This window comes from Sphingomonas sp. BK235 (genome assembly GCF_004345855.1).
Classification (GTDB): domain Bacteria; phylum Pseudomonadota; class Alphaproteobacteria; order Sphingomonadales; family Sphingomonadaceae; genus Sphingomonas.
On sequence record NZ_SLXN01000003.1, the window covers coordinates 387,117 to 404,115 of the forward strand.

13 protein-coding genes are annotated in these 16,999 nt (G+C 70.0%); 7 read left to right on the forward strand and 6 right to left on the reverse strand.

Annotation, left to right across the window (positions count from 1 at the left end):
• The first annotated feature begins 174 nt into the window (after window positions 1-174).
• Window positions 175-1,140, forward strand: a complete 966-nt coding sequence (gene glpX, locus EV292_RS10830; protein ID WP_132909210.1) for a class II fructose-bisphosphatase — start codon at window positions 175-177, stop codon at window positions 1,138-1,140.
• Window positions 1,141-1,144: 4 nt separating this feature from the next.
• Window positions 1,145-1,867, forward strand: coding sequence for a CPBP family intramembrane glutamic endopeptidase (locus tag EV292_RS10835; RefSeq protein ID WP_132909211.1), 723 nt, complete (start codon window positions 1,145-1,147; stop codon window positions 1,865-1,867).
• Window positions 1,868-2,034: 167 nt separating this feature from the next.
• On the opposite strand, the gene EV292_RS10840 is transcribed toward EV292_RS10835, so the two are convergent.
• The 5 genes from EV292_RS10840 to EV292_RS10860 all read right to left on the reverse strand — a co-directional run bounded on the left by EV292_RS10840 (window position 2,035) and on the right by EV292_RS10860 (window position 9,396).
• Entirely contained in the window at window positions 2,035-2,796 is a 762-nt protein-coding gene (locus EV292_RS10840) for an ABC transporter permease (RefSeq protein WP_132909212.1), read from the reverse strand.
• Entirely contained in the window at window positions 2,793-3,722 is a 930-nt protein-coding gene (locus tag EV292_RS10845) for an ABC transporter ATP-binding protein (RefSeq protein WP_132909213.1), read from the reverse strand. The genes EV292_RS10840 and EV292_RS10845 overlap by 4 nt, the downstream gene beginning before the upstream one ends.
• Window positions 3,723-4,267: 545 nt before the next feature.
• Entirely contained in the window at window positions 4,268-4,984 is a 717-nt protein-coding gene (locus tag EV292_RS10850) for a DsbA family protein (RefSeq protein ID WP_243693714.1), read from the reverse strand.
• The gene (locus tag EV292_RS10855; RefSeq protein WP_132909214.1) at window positions 4,981-6,408 is read right to left on the reverse strand and encodes a M48 family metalloprotease; all 1,428 of its coding nucleotides are present in this window, start codon (window positions 6,406-6,408) and stop codon (window positions 4,981-4,983) included. Before EV292_RS10855 ends, EV292_RS10850 begins: the two co-directional genes overlap by 4 nt.
• 321 nt (window positions 6,409-6,729) lie before the next feature.
• Window positions 6,730-9,396 (reverse strand): Rne/Rng family ribonuclease, encoded by a 2,667-nt coding sequence (locus EV292_RS10860; RefSeq protein ID WP_132909430.1) that lies wholly within the window; start codon window positions 9,394-9,396, stop codon window positions 6,730-6,732.
• A 435-nt stretch (window positions 9,397-9,831) separates the two neighbouring features.
• On the opposite strand from EV292_RS10860, the gene EV292_RS10865 reads away from it, so the two are divergent.
• From EV292_RS10865 to EV292_RS10885, 5 genes are all read left to right on the forward strand, one after another.
• Window positions 9,832-10,776 (forward strand): N-acetylmuramoyl-L-alanine amidase, encoded by a 945-nt coding sequence (locus EV292_RS10865; RefSeq protein WP_132909215.1) that lies wholly within the window; start codon window positions 9,832-9,834, stop codon window positions 10,774-10,776.
• Between the two features lie 57 nt (window positions 10,777-10,833).
• Complete coding sequence (locus EV292_RS10870) at window positions 10,834-13,335, forward strand: transglycosylase domain-containing protein (RefSeq protein WP_132909216.1); 2,502 nt, start codon at window positions 10,834-10,836, stop codon at window positions 13,333-13,335.
• 122 nt (window positions 13,336-13,457) lie between these two features.
• Window positions 13,458-14,585 carry a peptide chain release factor 2 gene (prfB, locus tag EV292_RS10875; protein ID WP_132909217.1) on the forward strand — a complete coding sequence of 376 codons (1,128 nt, stop codon included), beginning with the start codon at window positions 13,458-13,460 and terminating at the stop codon, window positions 14,583-14,585.
• Window positions 14,586-15,329, forward strand: coding sequence for a methyltransferase domain-containing protein (locus EV292_RS10880; protein ID WP_132909218.1), 744 nt, complete (start codon window positions 14,586-14,588; stop codon window positions 15,327-15,329).
• Window positions 15,330-15,401: 72 nt separating this feature from the next.
• A complete protein-coding gene (locus tag EV292_RS10885; protein WP_132909219.1) occupies window positions 15,402-16,298 on the forward strand; it encodes a thymidylate synthase in 897 nt (298 codons plus the stop codon).
• Window positions 16,299-16,311: 13 nt separating this feature from the next.
• Here the strand turns inward: EV292_RS10885 and EV292_RS10890 are convergent, their stop codons facing one another.
• Window positions 16,312-16,998, reverse strand: a complete 687-nt coding sequence (locus tag EV292_RS10890; RefSeq protein ID WP_132909220.1) for a response regulator transcription factor — start codon at window positions 16,996-16,998, stop codon at window positions 16,312-16,314.
• Window position 16,999: the final 1 nt, after the last annotated feature.

The window sequence follows — 16,999 nt, forward strand, 5'->3', positions numbered from 1 at the left end:
TGCCGCACCATCACCCGCGGTCCGTGTCGGCGTAACATGAACCATCGCGCTCGCGCGCGCCAGCCTCGCGGGAGCGGTCGGCAACGGCGTTGTTGAACATGTAAAACATTCTGCCTCGACACCGTCACGCCCGCGCCGTATCGACATGGCCTCACGCCGCAGCGAAGGTGACTCATGCCCCAGGCCAGCAAGGTACTCGACCGTGTCCTCGTGCTCGAGATGGTGCGGGTCACCGAGGCGGCGGCGATCGCCGCCTCGACGCTGACCGGCCGTGGCGATGAGAAAGCCGCCGACGCCGCCGCGGTGGAGGCGATGCGCGCCGCACTCAACGAACTCGACATGGACGGCACCGTCGTGATCGGCGAGGGCGAGCGCGACGAGGCGCCGATGCTCTACATCGGCGAGAAGGTCGGCACCGGCAACGGCCCGGCGATCGACATCGCGCTCGACCCGCTCGAGGGCACTACCATCTGCGCCAAGTCGGGGCCGAACAGCCTCGCGGTGCTCGCCATCGCCGAGGCGGGCGGGCTGCTCAACGCGCCCGACGTCTATATGGACAAGCTCGCGGTCGGCCCCGGCCTGCCCGCGGGCGTGATCGACCTCGACCGTTCGCCCAGCCAGAACATCGAGGCGATCGCCGCCGCCAAGGGCGTGCGGCCGCAGGACATCGTCGCCTGCGTGCTCGACCGCCCGCGGCACGAGGCGCTGATCGCCGAGCTGCGCGCGCTCGGCTGCGGCGTGGTGCTGATCGGCGACGGCGACGTCGCGGGCGTGATCGCCACCAGCGACCCGGACACCACGATCGACGTCTATATGGGCTCGGGCGGCGCGCCCGAGGGCGTGCTCGCCTGCGCCGCGCTGCGCTGCGTCGGCGGCCAGTTCAAGGGCCGGCTGCTGTTCCGCAACGACGACGAGCGCGCGCGTGCCCGCAAATGGGGGATCGAGGACCTCGATCGGCAATATGATCTCAAGGAGCTGGCGAAAGGGGATTGCATCTTCGCCGCGACCGGCGTGACCGACGGCTCGCTGCTCGAGGGCGTCAAGCGCCGGCGCGATAAGATGACGACCGAGAGCGTGGTGATGCGCGCCTCCTCGGGCACGGTGCGCTGGGTCAAGGGCGAGCACCGTATCGAGCGCTGACGCGGTGGCGGGCGCGGCGTTCTGGCTGGCGGTGGCGCTGGCGAGCCTCGCGCTGTTCCTGCGCGGCGGCACGCGCCACTATCGCTGGCTCTACCGCCCCGGCGGGGACGCGCGGCGGCGCCGTTTCCTGTTGCGGGCGCTGCGGCCGACGCTCCACTTCGCGCTGGTGACGCTGGTGGCGCTCGCCGCGCTGGGGCGGCTCGGGACATTGGCGGCGCTGCCGGCCGAGTTCGTGCCGGCCCGTGCCGCGGCGATCGATCTCGCGGGCGGAACCATGCCGCTCGACCTGCTCGCCTGGTCGACGCTCGGCGGACTGGCGGTGGGCGGCGCGATCGCCGGCCTGATCGAGCGCTGGCGCGGGCGATCGGTGACGCTGGGCGACGTCGAGTCGGTGCTGCCGAGCACGCGCGGCGAGCTCGGCTGGGGCGCGCTGCTGTCGGTCACCGCCGGCATGACCGAGGAGCTGTTCTTCCGGCTGCTGCTGCCGCTGCTGCTGGTGCGCTGCGGCGTGCCGGGCGTCGCCGCCTTCGCGCTGGCCTGCGTCCTGTTCGGGGTGGCGCATCGCTATCAGGGGGCGGCAGGCATGATCGCGACCGCGCTGGTCGGGGCGGTGCTGGCGCTCGCCTATCTGCTGAGCGGCTCGCTCGCGGCGGCGGTGCTGCTCCACGTCGCGATCGATCTCAACGCGCTGGTGGTGCGGCCGGTGCTGTCGGGGCGGGTGCGGTGAGGGTGCGGGCTTCGAGACGGCACTTCGACGAGCTCAGTGCCTCCTCAGCCCGAACGGGATGCAGGCTGCCAAGTTTCTGTTACCGTTCGCGCTGAGGAGAGGCTGAGCCTGTCGAAGCCTCGTCTCGAAGCGCCTTTCGGGGAGTAGGCCGGGCAGACCACCCCCGCTCAGCTCTTCAGCCGCCAGCCGGTGTGGAAGATCGTCACCACTGCGGCCAGGCAGAGCGCGCCGAAGCCCGCCGTCACCGCCACGCAGGCGAGCACGTCGACGTCGCTGATGCCGAAGAAGGTCCAGCGGAAGCCGTTGATCAGATAGGCGATGGGGTTGAACAGGCTGACCGTCCGCCACGGTTCGGGCAGCACCGACAGCGAGTAGAAGGCGCCGCCGAGGAAGGTCAGCGGCGTGATCACCAGCAGCGGGATGATCTGGAGCTGCTCGAAGCCATTGGCCCAGATGCCGAGGCAGAAGCCGAACAAGGAGAAGCTCGCCGCCACCAGCAGCAGGTAGAAAAGCATCAGCAGCGGGTGCGCGACATGCAGGTCGACGAACAGATGCGCGGTGGCGAAGATGACGAGGCCGATCACCATCGACTTGGTCGCCGCGGCGCCGACATAGCCGATCACCGTCTCCACCGCAGACAAGGGCGCGGAGAGCAGCTCGTAGATCGTGCCGGTGAACTTGGGCATGTAGATGCCGAGGCTGGCGTTGAAGACGCTCTCCGAGAAGATCGTCAGCAGCATCAGCCCGGGAACGATGAAGGCGCCATAGGGCACGTCGCCGATGTTCCTCATCTGCGACCCGATCGCCGAGCCGAAGACGATGAAGTACAAGGTGGTGGTGATCACCGGTGTGGCGAGGCTGGTCCAGATCGTGCGCCCGAAGCGCGCCATCTCGAAGCGATAGATCGCCCAGATGCCATGCAGGTTCATGCGCGCTGCCCCACCAGGTCGACGAAGATATCCTCGAGGCTCGACTTGCGCGTCTCCAGGTCCTTGAAGGCGATATGCTGCTCTGCCACCGCGGCGAGCAGCTCGGGGATGCCGGCGCTCTCCGCCTTGGCGTCGAACACGTAGCGCAGCGTGCGCCCGTCATGCTCCAGCGTCGGCGACCAGCGCGCGAGCGCCGCGGGCACGGCGGCGAGCGGCTCGACCAGGGTGAGGTCCATCTGGCGCTTGCCCAGCTTGGCCATCAGCGCGTCCTTCTCCTCGACCAGCAGCAGCTCGCCGCGCGAGATCACGCCGACGCGATCGGCCATCTCCTCGGCCTCCTCGATGTAATGGGTGGTGAGGATGATCGTCGCGCCCTGCTCGCGCAGGCGGTGGACCAGCTTCCACATGTCGCGCCGCAGCGCCACGTCGACGCCGGCGGTGGGTTCGTCGAGGAAGAGGATCTCGGGCTCGTGCGCCAGCGCCTTGGCGATCAGCACGCGGCGCTTCATCCCGCCCGACAGGTCCTTGATCTTGGCGTGGCGCTTCTCCCACAACGACAGGTCGCGCAGTACCTGCTCGATATAGTCGGAATGACCCGAGCGACCGAACAGGCGGCGCGAGAAGGTGACGGTGGCGAGCACGCTCTCGAACTGGTCGGTGGCGAGCTCCTGCGGTACCAGCCCGATCGCGCGACGCGCGGCTTTATAGTCGCGCACCACGTCGTGGCCGGCGACGGCGACGCTGCCGGACGAGGGCGTGACGATGCCGCAGATGATGCTGATCAGCGTGGTCTTGCCGGCGCCGTTGGGGCCGAGCAGCGCGACGATCTCGCCGCGGTTGACCTCGAGGTCGACGGTCTTGAGCGCGGTGGGACCGTCCTTGTAGGTCTTGGACACGCCGGCGACGGTCAGGATCGGTTCCGGCATGTCGTCTCCCTGCTTCGCGCGTCAGTTAGGGAGCGCGGCAAGGGGCGGCAAGCGCGGAAACGCGGCGTTTCGGAATGTGTGACGGCGGCGCGGCGAGCGCCGCCGTGCGCCTGCGCGCGCAGGACCTCTGCAAACCCTATTGTCATCCCGGACGTGTTCCGGGATCCACGGGTCCGGACCAAGAAGGCGGCTTAGTCATTCATCACCGTCATCCCGGCCTCGCGCCGGGATCCATGGTGCCGCGAGAGCAACGCGGGCGGCTCTCGCGGCGCGATGGATCCCGGGTCAAGGCTCTCCTGAGCTTGTCGAAGGGCCCGGGATGACGGAGCAAGCAGCTTCCGCGACAATAGACCTTTTTTGGTCCGGATCCACCGTGCCGCGCATTCCGAAAGCATCATTTTCGCGGAAGAGTGGATCCCGGAACAAGTCCGGGATGACGGTAGGTGCGTGCGTTTCGCGCCTTTTGCAAAGATCTCGCGCACGCAGGAGCACGGCGGCGATGGTCTCTGCCGGTGCAGCGACGGCGTGACGACAATGCCGATGCGCTACGACACTCGCGCCTTGGCGATCGCCTCCTTCAGCCGCTCGATCGGCAGCGCGCCCGACAGCAGCTGGTCGCCCACCACCCAGCTCGGCGTGCCGGTGATGCCGAGCTTCTGCGCCAGCTCCAGATTGGCGCGGATCGTCGCGTCGGCGTCGGCGGGCAGCTTGGCGAGGTCCACGCCGGTGGCCTTCGCCGCGGTGGCGATCGTCGCCGTGCTCACCGGCCCGGCGGCGTAGAGCGCGTCGTGGAACGGCTTGAAGCGCCCCTGCGCCGCCGCCGCCAGCGCCGCGCGCGCCGCCAGCCGGCTGCTGTCGGCGAGCACGGGCAGCTCCTTGAACACGACGCGCAGGTTCTTGTCCTCGGCGACGAGCTGCTCGATCGTGGCCAGGCTGGCGCGGCAGAAGCCGCAATTATAGTCGTAATATTCTACCAGCGTGACGTCGCCCTTGGGATTGCCGATCCAGGCGCCGGCATAGGGCTCCTCGATCGCGCCGCGCGACGCCGCGATCGCGCGCGAGGCGTCCTTCGCCTGCAAGCGCTCGATCGCCTGCGGGATGATCTCGGGGTTGGCGAGGACATAGTCGCGCACCACCCGCTCGATGCGGACGCGATCGCCGTCGGCGAGCGGGGCAGGGGCGACGCGCCCGGCGAGCCACATGCCGCCCGCGCCGAAGAGTGCGCCCAGCACCACCATGCCGAGCAGCCACAGTCTGTTCACCGACGCTTCTTCCTGTTCTTATCGAGCCCGTTCTGCGACGTCATGGCGATGTCCTGCGCGCGGATCCAGTCGGGCGTGTTCTTGGGCAGCCCGGCCATGGCATAGCGCGCGCGGTCGGCGGCGGTGCGGTCGTCGCCCATCATGCTGGCGCGCTCGGCGCTGGCGAGCGCGGCGCGCGGCTCGTCGCCGGTGAGCTCGTAGACGGTGCCGAGCTGGAACCAGGCGAAGGGATTCTCGTCGTCGCGCCCGACCGCGGTCTTGAGGACGCGCTTGGCCTCGTCGTAGTTCGTCGGGTCCTCGGTCGCGATCAGCGCGTGGCCGTAGGTGGTGGCGATCAGCGGATCCGAGCGCGAGCCCTCGGTGGCGCGGCGCAGCGGCTCGATCGCCTGCTTGGGCTTGCCCGCCTCGAGCAGGATCTGCCCCATGATCTCCTGGAAATACGGATCATTGGGTTCCTTGGCGACGAGAGCCTCGGCCTCGGCGTCGGCTTTGTCGGGATAGCCGGCGCGGTGATAGGCGTAAGCGCGCGCGTAATGCGCGTAGATCGTCTGGTCGCTGTCGGGATATTTCTGGAGCGCCTGCGCGGGGGGCAGCAGATAGCCGTCGAGCTTGGCGCGGATGCGCTTGAACCGCTCCTCCAGCCCCGCGTCGAGCGGCTTCTTCCACGCCGGCGAGTTCTGCAGGTCGGCGGTCATCGTCTGGATGCGCGTGCCCGATAGCGGGTGCGACTGCATGAACGGATCGATATTCTTGGTGCCGTAGCGAAATTCCTGCTGCTGGAGCTTCTTGAAGAACTCCAGCATGCCGCGCCCGGTGATCCCGGCGGTGTTGAGGTAGCGCACCGCCGAGGCGTCCGCGGTGGCCTCCTGCACGCGGCTGAAGGCGAGATATTTGCCCATCGCCGCCTGCTGCCCGGCGGAGAGGATGCCCGCGCCCGCCTCACCGCCGCCCGCCGCCATCGCGGCGAGCCCGAGCACCATCGAGAGCAGATAGATGCCCATCGCGGGGCGCTGGCCCTCGCTGCTGGTGATGACATGGCCGTCGGCGATATGGCCGAGCTCGTGCGCGATCACGCCCTGCACCTGATTGGCGGTGTCGGCCGACTGGATCAGCCCCGAGTGGACGTAGACGGTCTGGCCGCCGACAACGAAGGCGTTGATCGAATCGTCGTTGATCAGCGCGATCTGCACGTCGCGCGGGCGCAGTCCGGCAGCGGTGACGAGCGGCGCCGACATGTCGCGCAGCAGCGCCTCGGTCTCGGCGTCGCGCAGGATCGACTGGGCGTGCGCTGGCTGGGCGAGGAGGAGGACCGCGGTCGCCGCGGCGGCGACGAGGCGGTGCCAGCGGGGGGCGGGTGAGGGGCGCGGGTGGGTGGGCCTAACGCGGCGTCCGTCACCCCCGTCATGCCGGGCTCGACCCGGCATCCATGGCGCCGCACACGCTCCGCTCGGTTGTCTTGCGAGGAGGGATGGATCCCGGCTCAAGGCCGGGATGACGGTGAATAGGAGCGCCTTGGCCTTACCCCACCGTACGCGGACGTGAGCGCGAGTTGGGGAGCGGGGTCGCTCGTCGCCCTGGGTTCGTGCGTTCGAAGGAACACGGCGGGCAGCGCTGGAGCAGATCACGACGCCGCTCTCCTCACGATCGTCCGGGAGCGTCGGCGCGGCGGGTGGCATCGGTGCAGGCATGCGCCGGGCGTCCTGCCGCGGTTCCACTGAACCGCGGCTGAAGCCCGGCGCACGACGTCAGGCGCCGAAGGTACGCTGCCACCAGCCGCGGCGCGGCGTCGCCTCGCCCTCGGCGGGTGCGGCCTCCACCTCGGCGTCGGGCTCTGCCGTCGCCTCCGCCTCCGGCTCCGCCGCAGCGGGCGCCTCGGCGACCGGCGCGACATCGGCCTTCTTGCGGCGCGTGCGCTTCGGCTTGGCCGGCGCCTCCGGCTCGACCGCCTCGGGCTCGTCGCGCTCGGGGGCGGGCAGGCCGTCGTTGACCGGGCCGGCGTCGGCCGCCTCGGCGATCGGCTCGACCGCCTTCTTGCGGCGCGTGCGCTTGGGCTTGGCGGGCGCCTCCTCCGCGGCGGGCGCAGGGGCCGGCGTCGCCGCCTCGGGCTCCTCGGCCTCGACCTCGGGCTCGGTCACCGCCGCGGTCGCGGCGCGCGCGCGCGGGCGACGGCGGGTCTTGGGGACCGGCGCGGGCTCGGGCTCGGGTGCGGCGATCGCCTCCGGCTCCGCCTCGGCCTCTTCGACCAGCTCGACCGACGCCTCGGTCGGCGCGGCGGCCTCCTCGGCCCGATCACCCTCGCGGCGACGATTGCGCCGACCGCGACGACGACGGCGGCCGCCCTCGCGCTCGCCCGCCTCGGCCGGCGCCTCGGCGTCGGCCTCGTCCTCGACCGGCTCAGCAGCGTCGACGAGTTCCTCCTCGTCCTCGCCCTCGACTGCCTCGACGTCACCCTCGCTCTCGCCCTCGGGCCGGGTACGACCGCGGCGGCCACGGCGGCGACGGCGGCGGCGGTTGCCGCGCCCGCCCTCGTCGTCGCCCTGGTCGGCGCGCGCGCGCGGCGTGTCGGCGGTCTCCTCGACCTCCTCCTCCTCGAACTCCTCCTCGACCTCGTCCTCGATCAGATCGTCCTCGACCTCGACGATCGGGCGGTCGAACTTGGGCGCGTGCGCGGGCGGCGGGCCGTTGGCCTCGACCGACATGCGCGCGCCTTCCTGCTCCTCGTCGGGGATGATCTCGACCTGGACACCGTAGCGGTCCTCGATCTCGGCGATGTCGGCGCGCTTGCGGTTGAGCACATAGAAGGCCGCTTCCTGGCTGCACCGCAGCGTCAGCAGCGAGCCGCGCCCGCGCGCCGCCTCGTCCTCGATCAGCCGCAGCGCCGAGATGCCCGACGACGAGGCGGTACGGACGAAGCCGGTGCCCTCGCAATGCGGGCAGGGGCGGGTCGACGCCTCGAGCACGCCCGTGCGCAGCCGCTGGCGGCTCATCTCCATCAGCCCGAAGCTGGAGATGCGGCCGACCTGGATGCGCGCGCGGTCGTTCTTCAGCGCCTCCTTCATCGCCTTCTCGACCTTCCGGACATTGGAGCCATTATCCATGTCGATGAAGTCGATGACGACCAGGCCCGCCATGTCGCGCAGGCGGAGCTGGCGCGCGATCTCATGCGCCGCCTCCAGGTTCGTCGCGGTGGCGGTCTGCTCGATATTGTGCTCGCGCGTCGAGCGGCCGGAGTTGATGTCGATCGACACCAACGCCTCGGTCGGGTTGATGACGAGATAGCCGCCCGACTTCAGCTGCACCACCGGATGGTACATGGCGGCGAGCTGCTCCTCCACGCCCGCGCGCTGGAACAGCGGCACCGGGTCGCTGTAATGCTTCACCTTCTTGGCGTGGCTCGGCATCAGCAGCCGCATGAATTCCTTGGCCTGGCGATAGCCCTCGCTGCCCTCGACGATGACCTCGTCGATGTCCTTGTTGTAGATGTCGCGGATCGCGCGTTTCATCAGATCGCTGTCGCCGTAGATCAGCGCGGGCGCACTGCTCGACAGCGTCTTCTCGCGGATCTCGTCCCACAGTCGCGCGAGATAGTCGAAATCGCGCTTGATCTCGGTCTTGCTGCGCTGGAGGCCCGCGGTGCGGACGATGCAGCCCATCGAGGACGGCAGCGCCAGCTCGGCCATGATCGACTTCAGCCGTTTGCGATCGCCCGCGTTGGAGATCTTGCGGCTGATCCCGCCGCCGTGCGACGTGTTGGGCATCAGCACGCAGTAACGACCGGCGAGGCTGAGATAGCTGGTCAGCGCGGCGCCCTTGTTGCCGCGCTCCTCCTTGACGACCTGCACCAGCAGCACCTGGCGGCGGCGGATGACGTCCTGGATCTTGTAGCGGCGACGCAGCGACATGCGGCGCTGGCGCAGCGCCTCGACCTGGTCGTCATTGCCGCCGGCGCGGCCGCGGCGGCGGCGCGGCTGGCGCGGCTCGGCGCCGGCGTCGTCCTCGCCGGATTCCTCCGCCGCGTCGTCCTCGTCCGCCTCGTCATGGTCGTGCTCGTCGGCGTCGAGCTCGTCCTCGTCGCCGTCGAACTCGGAATCTTCGAACGCGTCCTGCTCGGCGCGCAGCGCGGCCTCCTCGGCGGCGTGCTCGGCCTCCTCGCGCAGCAGCGCGTCGCGATCCTCTTTGGGGATCTGGTAGTAATCGGGGTGGATCTCGCTGAAGGCGAGGAAGCCGTGGCGATTGCCGCCATAGTCGACGAACGCCGCCTGGAGCGACGGCTCGACGCGCGTCACCTTGGCGAGATAGATGTTCCCCTTGAGCTGCTTGCGCTCTTCGCTCTCGAAATCGAACTCTTCGATCCGGTTACCCTTGACGACGGCGACCCGGGTTTCCTCCCGGTGGCGTGCGTCGATCAGCATACGCATGGTCATTGAACGGTCTCCACGCGCCGTCTCGCCCGTGCAGGGCGGCGGCGCGACGATAGGGCGCTGCCGGCCGCCCGTGAGGGCCGGCCGCGCGGATGGTGATGGGTGCTGCTGTCGCGTGCCGCGCCGCCCCGCGCGAGGTGCTGGCGGGGCGACCCGCGACCGCGCGACCGCCGGCAGAGGCCGGGCGGGGCAGCGGTCGGGCGGGGTGCGGCATTGCGAGCGTCAACCTGATGACCCGGGGCCGGCGTCGCGCCGGGCGGGCAGTGGCGCCGGAGCTGCGTCGCGCGTGGATCGCGCAACATTCCGGTCATCATCTCGGTAGCATCGCCGAACCGCCGCATCAACCGGCACGATTCACGATGCTATTTCCTCGCGCCGCCCAGTCCGTTAACCACGGAGTGAGGTTCGGGGCGATAGGGAGCGGGGATGATACCGCGAACGTACCGCAGGGGAAGACTGGCGGCGCGCGTCGGCGCGACGCTGGCGCTCGCCGCTGCGGTGGCGCTCGCGCCGGTCGCCGCCGCGATGCCGCGCGACGCCGACACGGATGCGCCGTCGCTCGACTTCCTGCCGTGGAAGTCGCGCGCCGAGCGCGACGCGCACCGCGACGGCTACAAGGTCACGGTACCCGTCCCGCCGCCCGCGCGCGGCGTGCGCCTGCCCAAGGTGGCCGGTGCCGAGGGCCGCCCGCTGGTGGTGATCGACGCCGGACACGGCGGCAACGATCCGGGCGCGGTCAACCCGCGCGCCGCGCTGCGCGAGAAGGACGTGACGCTCAAGATCGCCAAGGCGATCCGCGACGCGCTGGTGGAGGGCGGTCGCGCGCGCGTCGCGCTGACCCGCGACGACGATCGCTACATCCCGCTGCGCGAGCGGTTCGGGATCGCGCGGCGGCTACGCGCCGACCTGTTCATCTCGGTCCATTGCGACAGCGTCGGCGCCGGCCTGCCGAGCGGCGCGACCGCCTATACGCTTTCCGACGTCGCCTCCGACAAGGAAGCCGCGCTGCTGGCGGCGCGCGAGAACAAGTCGGACGTGATCGCGGGCGTTCGGCTCGGGCGCGACGCCGACGTCACCTCGATCCTGATCGATCTCACCCAGCGCGAGACGATGAACGCCTCGGCCGGCTTCGCGCGGCTGCTCGGGCGCGAGGCCAAGCCGCTGATGCCGGTGAAGACCAATTTCCATCGCACCGCCTCGCTGATGGTGCTCAAGGCGCCCGACATGCCCTCGGTGTTGTTCGAGACGGGCTATATCTCGACCCCGGCCGACGCCGCCTTCCTGGACAGCAAGGCGGGGCGCGAGAAGATCGCGGAGACGGTGCGCCGCGCGGTCGAGGTGTATTTCGCGCGCCGCCTGGCGGTGCGCTGACCCCGACTGACGCGCGCGGCTTCCCCCGCGCCGCGAACCTGCTAAACGCCGTGCGCGATGGCTTCCGATCCCCTCGATGTACGCGAAGAGGCGGCCCCGCGCGGCGGCCGCTGGCGCGGGCTGTGGCAGCGCCGGCTGGTGCGCTGGGCGACCTATCTCCTCGCGCTGCTGGTCGTCGCCTTCGGCGTCTTCTGGCTGGTGTTCGCGCGCGACCTGCCCTCGGTCGAGAAGCTCAAGGCCTATGAGCCGCCGCTGCCGACCAACGTGCGCAGCGCCGACGGCGCGCCGGTCTATTCCTACGCGCGCGAGCGCCGGGTCGAGCTGGCCTATAACGAATATCCGCCGCTGTTGGTGAAGGCGTTCCTCGCCGCCGAGGATCGCACCTTCTTCGAGCATCACGGCGTCGACTTCCCGGGCCTGGCCGGTGCGGTGTTCGACTATGCGCGCAAGTTCGGCAGCGGCCAGCGCGCCAAGGGTGGCTCCACGATCACCCAGCAGGTCGCCAAGAACCTGCTGATCGGCAACGCTTACTCGCCGACGCGCAAGATCCGCGAGGCGCTGCTGGCGTATAAGATCGAGGAGACGCTGACCAAGCAGCAGATCATCGAACTGTACCTCAACCAGATCTTCCTCGGCCGCAACGCTTATGGCGTCGAGGCCGCGGCGCACGCCTATTTCGACAAGGAGTTGGGCGAGCTGACTTTAGGGCAGATGGCGTATCTCGCGATCCTGCCCAAGGGGCCTTCGAATTACGACCCGTTCCGCGACACCGATCGAGCGCTGACGCGGCGCAATTACGTGCTGCGCGAGATGGTGCGCAACGGCTTCGTCACGCAGGAGCAGGCGCGCGTCGCCGCGGCCGAGCCGATCGGGGCGATCACGCGGCGCACGCCCAAGTTCGAGCGCGTCGGCGGCTATTTCGTCGAGGAGGTGCGGCGCGAGCTGATCGACAAGTTCGGCGAGACGTCGCAGGACGGCCCGCACAGCGTCTACGCCGGCGGCCTGTGGGTGCGCACCTCGCTCGACAAGCGGATCCAGGGCTTCGCCGCCGAGGCGCTGCGCAACGGCCTGCTGCGCTTCGACAGCGGGCGCGGCTGGTCGGGGCCGCTGCGCCACGTCGATGTGGACGGCGACAAATGGTATGGCGCGCTGCTCAACACCAATATCTCGCTCGATTACAGCGACTGGCGCGCCGCGATCGCGATCGCGCGCGACGGTGACGCGTGGCGGATCGGCTTCGCCGACGGCACCACCGGCGAGCTGCCGCGCGACGCCGCGCAGATGCCGGTGCGCAACGTCGGCGGCGCGGCCTTCACCGCGATCGAGCCGGGCGACATCATCGCGGTGGCGCCGGTGGGGCGGCGCTTCGCGCTGCGCTCGGTGCCGAAGATCTCGGGCGGCTTCGTCGTGCAGGAGCCGATGACGGGGCGGATCCTGGCGATGCAGGGCGGCTTCGACTCGAGCGTCCAGTCGTTCAACCGCGCCACCCAGGCGATGCGGCAGCCGGGCTCGACGATCAAACCGATCGTCTATTCCGCCGCGCTGGAGAACGGCATGACGCCGGCCTCGATCATTGTTGACGGGCCATTCTGCGTCTACCAGGGCGCCGCGCTGGGCAACAAATGCTTCCGCAACTTCGGCAACTCGCGCGGGGCGGGGCCGCACACGATGCGCTGGGGCATCGAGCAGTCGCGCAACCTGATGACGGTGCGCACCGCCGCGCAGACCGGCATGGGCAAGGTCGTCAAGCTGATCAAGGCGATGCAGATCGGCGACTATGCGCCTTATCTCAGCTACGCGCTGGGCGCGGGCGAGACCACGGTCGAGAAGATGGTCAACGCCTATGGCGTGCTCGCCAACTGGGGACGCTGGCACGACCCGACGCTGATCGATTTCGTGCAGGACCGTCGCGGCCAGGTGATCTGGCCCGAGAACTGGCGCGCCTGCGACGGCTGCAACATGCCCGACTGGAACGGCCGCGCCATGCCGCGCCTGCCGATCCGCGGCCACCAGGTGATGGACGCGATGAGCGCCTATCAGATGGTGCACATCACCGAGGGCGTGATCCAGCGCGGCACCGCCACCGCGCTGCGTGATCTGGGCCGCCCGATGTTCGGCAAGACCGGCACCAACAATGGCCCCACCGACGTGTGGTTCATCGGCGGCACGCCGCAGATGATCGCCGGCCTGTATCTCGGCTTCGACACGCCGCGCAGCCTCGGCGGCTACGCGCAGGGCGGGACCGTGGCGGTGCCGGTGTTCAAGGAATGGGCGCAGAAGGCCTATGAGGGCCTGCCCGTGCTGCCGTTCCGCGCGCCCGCGGGGATGCGCATGGTGCGGATCGACCGCGCCTCGGGCCGGCCCGTCTACGGCACCTTCCCGACCGGCGACGATCCCAAGCCCGCGGTGATCTGGGAGGCGTTCAAGCCGCAGAGCGAGGCGCGCCGCGCCCGCCGCGCCGGGCCGACCGCCGCCCCGAGCGCCGCGCCCAGCGCCGGGACGACCGGCGCGCCCGCGAGTGACAGCGACTTCTTGCAGAGGCAGGGGGGCATCTACTAAGTCGTCGCCCTGAACATTCTTTCGTCATCCCAGCGTCGGCCGGGATCGCCGGCCACGATGCGATCCCCGTGCCGCGCGAGATTCCGGCGCCTGCTGGATGACGTGACCGCTGGAGATACCCTATGCGCGCCGAAGCGCAGGCTCATGTCGACACCATCAACGCCGCGCTGGCGCTGCTGCGCCAGTCGCTCGACTGGGACCGCGCGCTGCGCCGGCTCGACGAGCTCAACGCGCGCGTCGAGGACCAGTCGCTGTGGAACAACCCCAAGGAAGCGCAGGCGGTGATGCGCGAACGCCGCCGCCTCGACGAGGCGATCGGCGCGACCCGCGCGATCGAGCGCGAGCTGGCGGACACGGTCGAGCTGATCGACATGGCCGAGGCCGAGGGCGATTCCGAGATGGCGGACGAGGGGACCGAGGCGCTCGCCCAGCTCGCCAACCGTGCGCAGGCGGACAAGGTGAAGGCGCTACTCTCGGGCGAGGCCGACGCCAACGACACCTATCTCGAGATCAACGCGGGCGCGGGCGGCACCGAGAGCCAGGACTGGGCCGAGATGCTTCAGCGCATGTACACGCGCTGGGCCGAGCGCCACGGCTACAAGGTGGAGCTGGTCGACTATCACGCCGGCGAGCAGGCCGGGATCAAGTCCGCGACGTTGCTGGTGAAGGGCGAGAACGCCTATGGCTATGCCAAGGTGGAATCGGGCGTCCACCGGCTCGTGCGGATCAGCCCGTACGACAGCGCGGCGCGCCGCCACACCAGCTTCTCGAGCGTGTGGGTCTATCCCGTGATCGACGACAATATCGAGGTCGAGATCAACGAGAGCGACTTGCGCATCGACACCTATCGTGCGTCGGGCGCGGGCGGGCAGCACATCAACACTACCGACTCCGCGGTGCGCATCACGCACCTGCCGACGGGGATCGTGGTGCAGTGCCAGAACCAGCGCTCGCAGCACAAGAACAAGGCCGAGGCGTACAACCAGCTGCGCGCGCGTCTCTACGAGCGCGAGCTCGCCGAGCGCGAGGCGGTCACCAATGCCGAGAACGCCACCAAGACCGACATCGGCTGGGGCCACCAGATCCGCTCCTACGTGCTCCAGCCGTACCAGCTGGTGAAGGACCTGCGCACCGGCGCGACCTCGACCTCGCCCGGCGACGTGCTCGACGGCGATCTCGACACCTTCATGGCGGCGGCGCTATCGCAGCGCGTGACCGGCGAGAAGGTCGCGGTGGAGGACGTCGACTAAGTGGCGCGCGCGCTCGCCCGCTCGGCGCTGCTCGCCGCGACGCTGCTGCTGGCGGCGTGCGACGGGACGCAGCCGCTGATCAAGCACGAGCCCAAGCAGCCCGGTCCCTTTCCCGAAGCCGACCGGCCGGTGGCGACGATCGTGTCGGCGCGCTGGTCCACCGAGGAGGCGCGCGACCGGCTCAACGAAGCCAGCCGCGTGATGGACCTCGCCGAGATCCGCAAGGGCATGACCGTCGCCGACCTGGGGGCGGGCGAGGGCTATTATACCACCCGTCTGGCGAGCCGCGTCGGGTCGGAAGGGCGCGTGCTGGCGGAGGATATCGTCCCCGCGGTGCGCGATGCGCTGGCCGAGCGGGTCACGCGCGAGCGGCTCGAGAATGTCAGCGTGCGGCTCGGCATGCCGGCCGACCCGCGCCTGCCCGCGAACAGCTTCGACCGGATCCTGATGGTGCATATGTACCATGAGATCGCGCAACCCTATGAGTTCCTGTGGCGGATGCGGTCCTCCTTGCGGCGCGACGGCCTGGTGGTGGTGGTCGACGCCAACCGGCCGACGCGCGACCACGGTACGCCGCCCGCACTGCTGAAGTGCGAGTTCGCCGCGGTGGGCTATGCGCAGGTCGATTTCCGCGAGATGCGCTCGGCGGGTGGCTATTTCACGACCTTCCGCGCGGCGGGGCCGCGCCCCGACCCGGCCGCGATCCGCGCCTGTCGCATCAACGACGAGGCGAAACGGAGCTAGGCACGCCGACCCGACCGGTCCGGTCGGATGACGAACACGGATCGCCGGGGGTGATCGACGCGGAGGCAGTGAGTGACGGTCTCGGAAACCCAGTATCTGGCGCTGCTCGACCGCGTGGTGCGCCACGGCGACGAGCGGATGGACCGCACCGGTGTGGGAACGCTGTCGCTGTTCGGCGAGATGCTGCGCTTCGACCTGCGCGACGGCACGGTGCCGATCCTGACCACCAAGCGCGTGTTCTGGAAGACCGCGGTCAAGGAGATGCTCTGGTTCGTCAGCGGCGGTACCAACATCCGCCCCCTGCTCGAGGACAATGTCCGCATCTGGAGCGACTGGCCGCTCGCGCGCTATCGCCGCGAGGTGGATCCGGCGATCGGCCAGGCCGAGTTCGAGCAGCGCGTGCTCGACGACGACGCCTTCGCCGCGCGGTGGGGCGACCTCGGCCCGGTGTATGGCAAGCAGTGGCGGCGCTGGGTCGATGCCGCGGGGCGCGAGCACGACCAGCTCGGCCGGCTGATCGACACGCTGCGGCGCGACCCCGCCAGCCGGCGCATGCTGTTCCACGCGTGGAACGTCGGCGAGATCGACCAGATGGCGCTGCCGCCCTGCCACATGGTCTATCAGTTCCACGTCAACTCGCGCCGCGAGCTGAGCTGCATCATCTATCAGCGATCGTGCGACCTGTTCCTCGGCGCGCCATTCAACTTCACCGGGGGCGCCGCGCTGCTGCTGATGATCGCGCAACAGGCCGATCTCACTCCGGGCGAGCTGGTGTGGATGGGCGGCGACGTGCATCTGTACCGCAACCATCTCGATCAGGTCGGCGCGCTGATGGCGCGCGCGCCGCGCCCGGCGCCGACGATGCGGCTGCGGCGTCGCGCCGAGTCGATCGACGCCTATCGGATCGACGATTTCGAGGTGTCGGGCTATGATCCGCACCCAGCACTCCACGGTGACGTCGCGGTCTGAACCGTCACGCGGTTCAGCCGTCACCCCGGAGACGATAGCCGACCCCCAGTTCGTTCGAGATCACGCTGCCGACCGGGCCGGGCGCTTCCAGCTTCTGGCGCAGGTTGCGGATCACGATGCGGAGATATTCGACGCGCGGTTCCTCCTCCGCGCCCCAGCAGGCGGAGAGCAGCCGCTGATGCGTCACCACCCGCCCGAGGTGACGCGCCAGCACGCCGAGCACGTCATGTTCCTTGCGGGTGAGATGCACCTCGGCGCCGCCGCGCGTCACCAGCCGTTGGTCGAGATCGATCGACAGGTCGCCGCGCGTGACGATCGCCGGGGCCGTCCCCGACCCGCCGCGGTGACGCAGCGCCACGCGCAGCCTTGCGAGCAATTCGTCGGTGTCGAACGGCTTGGTGACGTAATCGTCCGCGCCGAGATCGAGCGCGCTGACCTTCTCGTCCACCGCGTCGCGCGCGGAGACCACCAGCACCACCGCCTCGGTCTTGGCGCGCAGCAGCGGGATCAGGCTCAGCCCGTCGCGATCGGGCAGGCCGAGGTCGAGCAGCACCGCGCCCGGTTGCTCCGCCGCCGCCCGGCGCAGCGCGGTGCGCGCATCCTCCGCCTCGACCACGGCATAGCCCGCGTGGACCAACGTGTTGCGCAGCAGCCGGCGGATCGCCGGCTCATCGTCCACCACCAGCACTTTGGCAGGCATG

Bases quoted from the DNA above. Each gene is read 5' to 3' on its own strand.
- glpX (WP_132909210.1), top strand. From the start codon at position 175: ATGCCCCAGGCCAGCAAGGTACTCGACCGTGTCCTCGTGCTCGAGATG.
- EV292_RS10840 (WP_132909212.1), bottom strand. From the start codon at position 2,796: ATGAACCTGCATGGCATCTGGGCGATCTATCGCTTCGAGATGGCGCGC.
- EV292_RS10845 (WP_132909213.1), bottom strand. From the start codon at position 3,722: ATGCCGGAACCGATCCTGACCGTCGCCGGCGTGTCCAAGACCTACAAG.
- EV292_RS10855 (WP_132909214.1), bottom strand. From the start codon at position 6,408: ATGCCGGGTCGAGCCCGGCATGACGGGGGTGACGGACGCCGCGTTAGG.
- EV292_RS10860 (WP_132909430.1), bottom strand. From the start codon at position 9,396: ATGCTGATCGACGCACGCCACCGGGAGGAAACCCGGGTCGCCGTCGTC.
- EV292_RS10865 (WP_132909215.1), top strand. From the start codon at position 9,832: ATGATACCGCGAACGTACCGCAGGGGAAGACTGGCGGCGCGCGTCGGC.
- EV292_RS10870 (WP_132909216.1), top strand. From the start codon at position 10,834: ATGGCTTCCGATCCCCTCGATGTACGCGAAGAGGCGGCCCCGCGCGGC.
- prfB (WP_132909217.1), top strand. From the start codon at position 13,458: ATGCGCGCCGAAGCGCAGGCTCATGTCGACACCATCAACGCCGCGCTG.
- EV292_RS10890 (WP_132909220.1), bottom strand. From the start codon at position 16,998: ATGCCTGCCAAAGTGCTGGTGGTGGACGATGAGCCGGCGATCCGCCGG.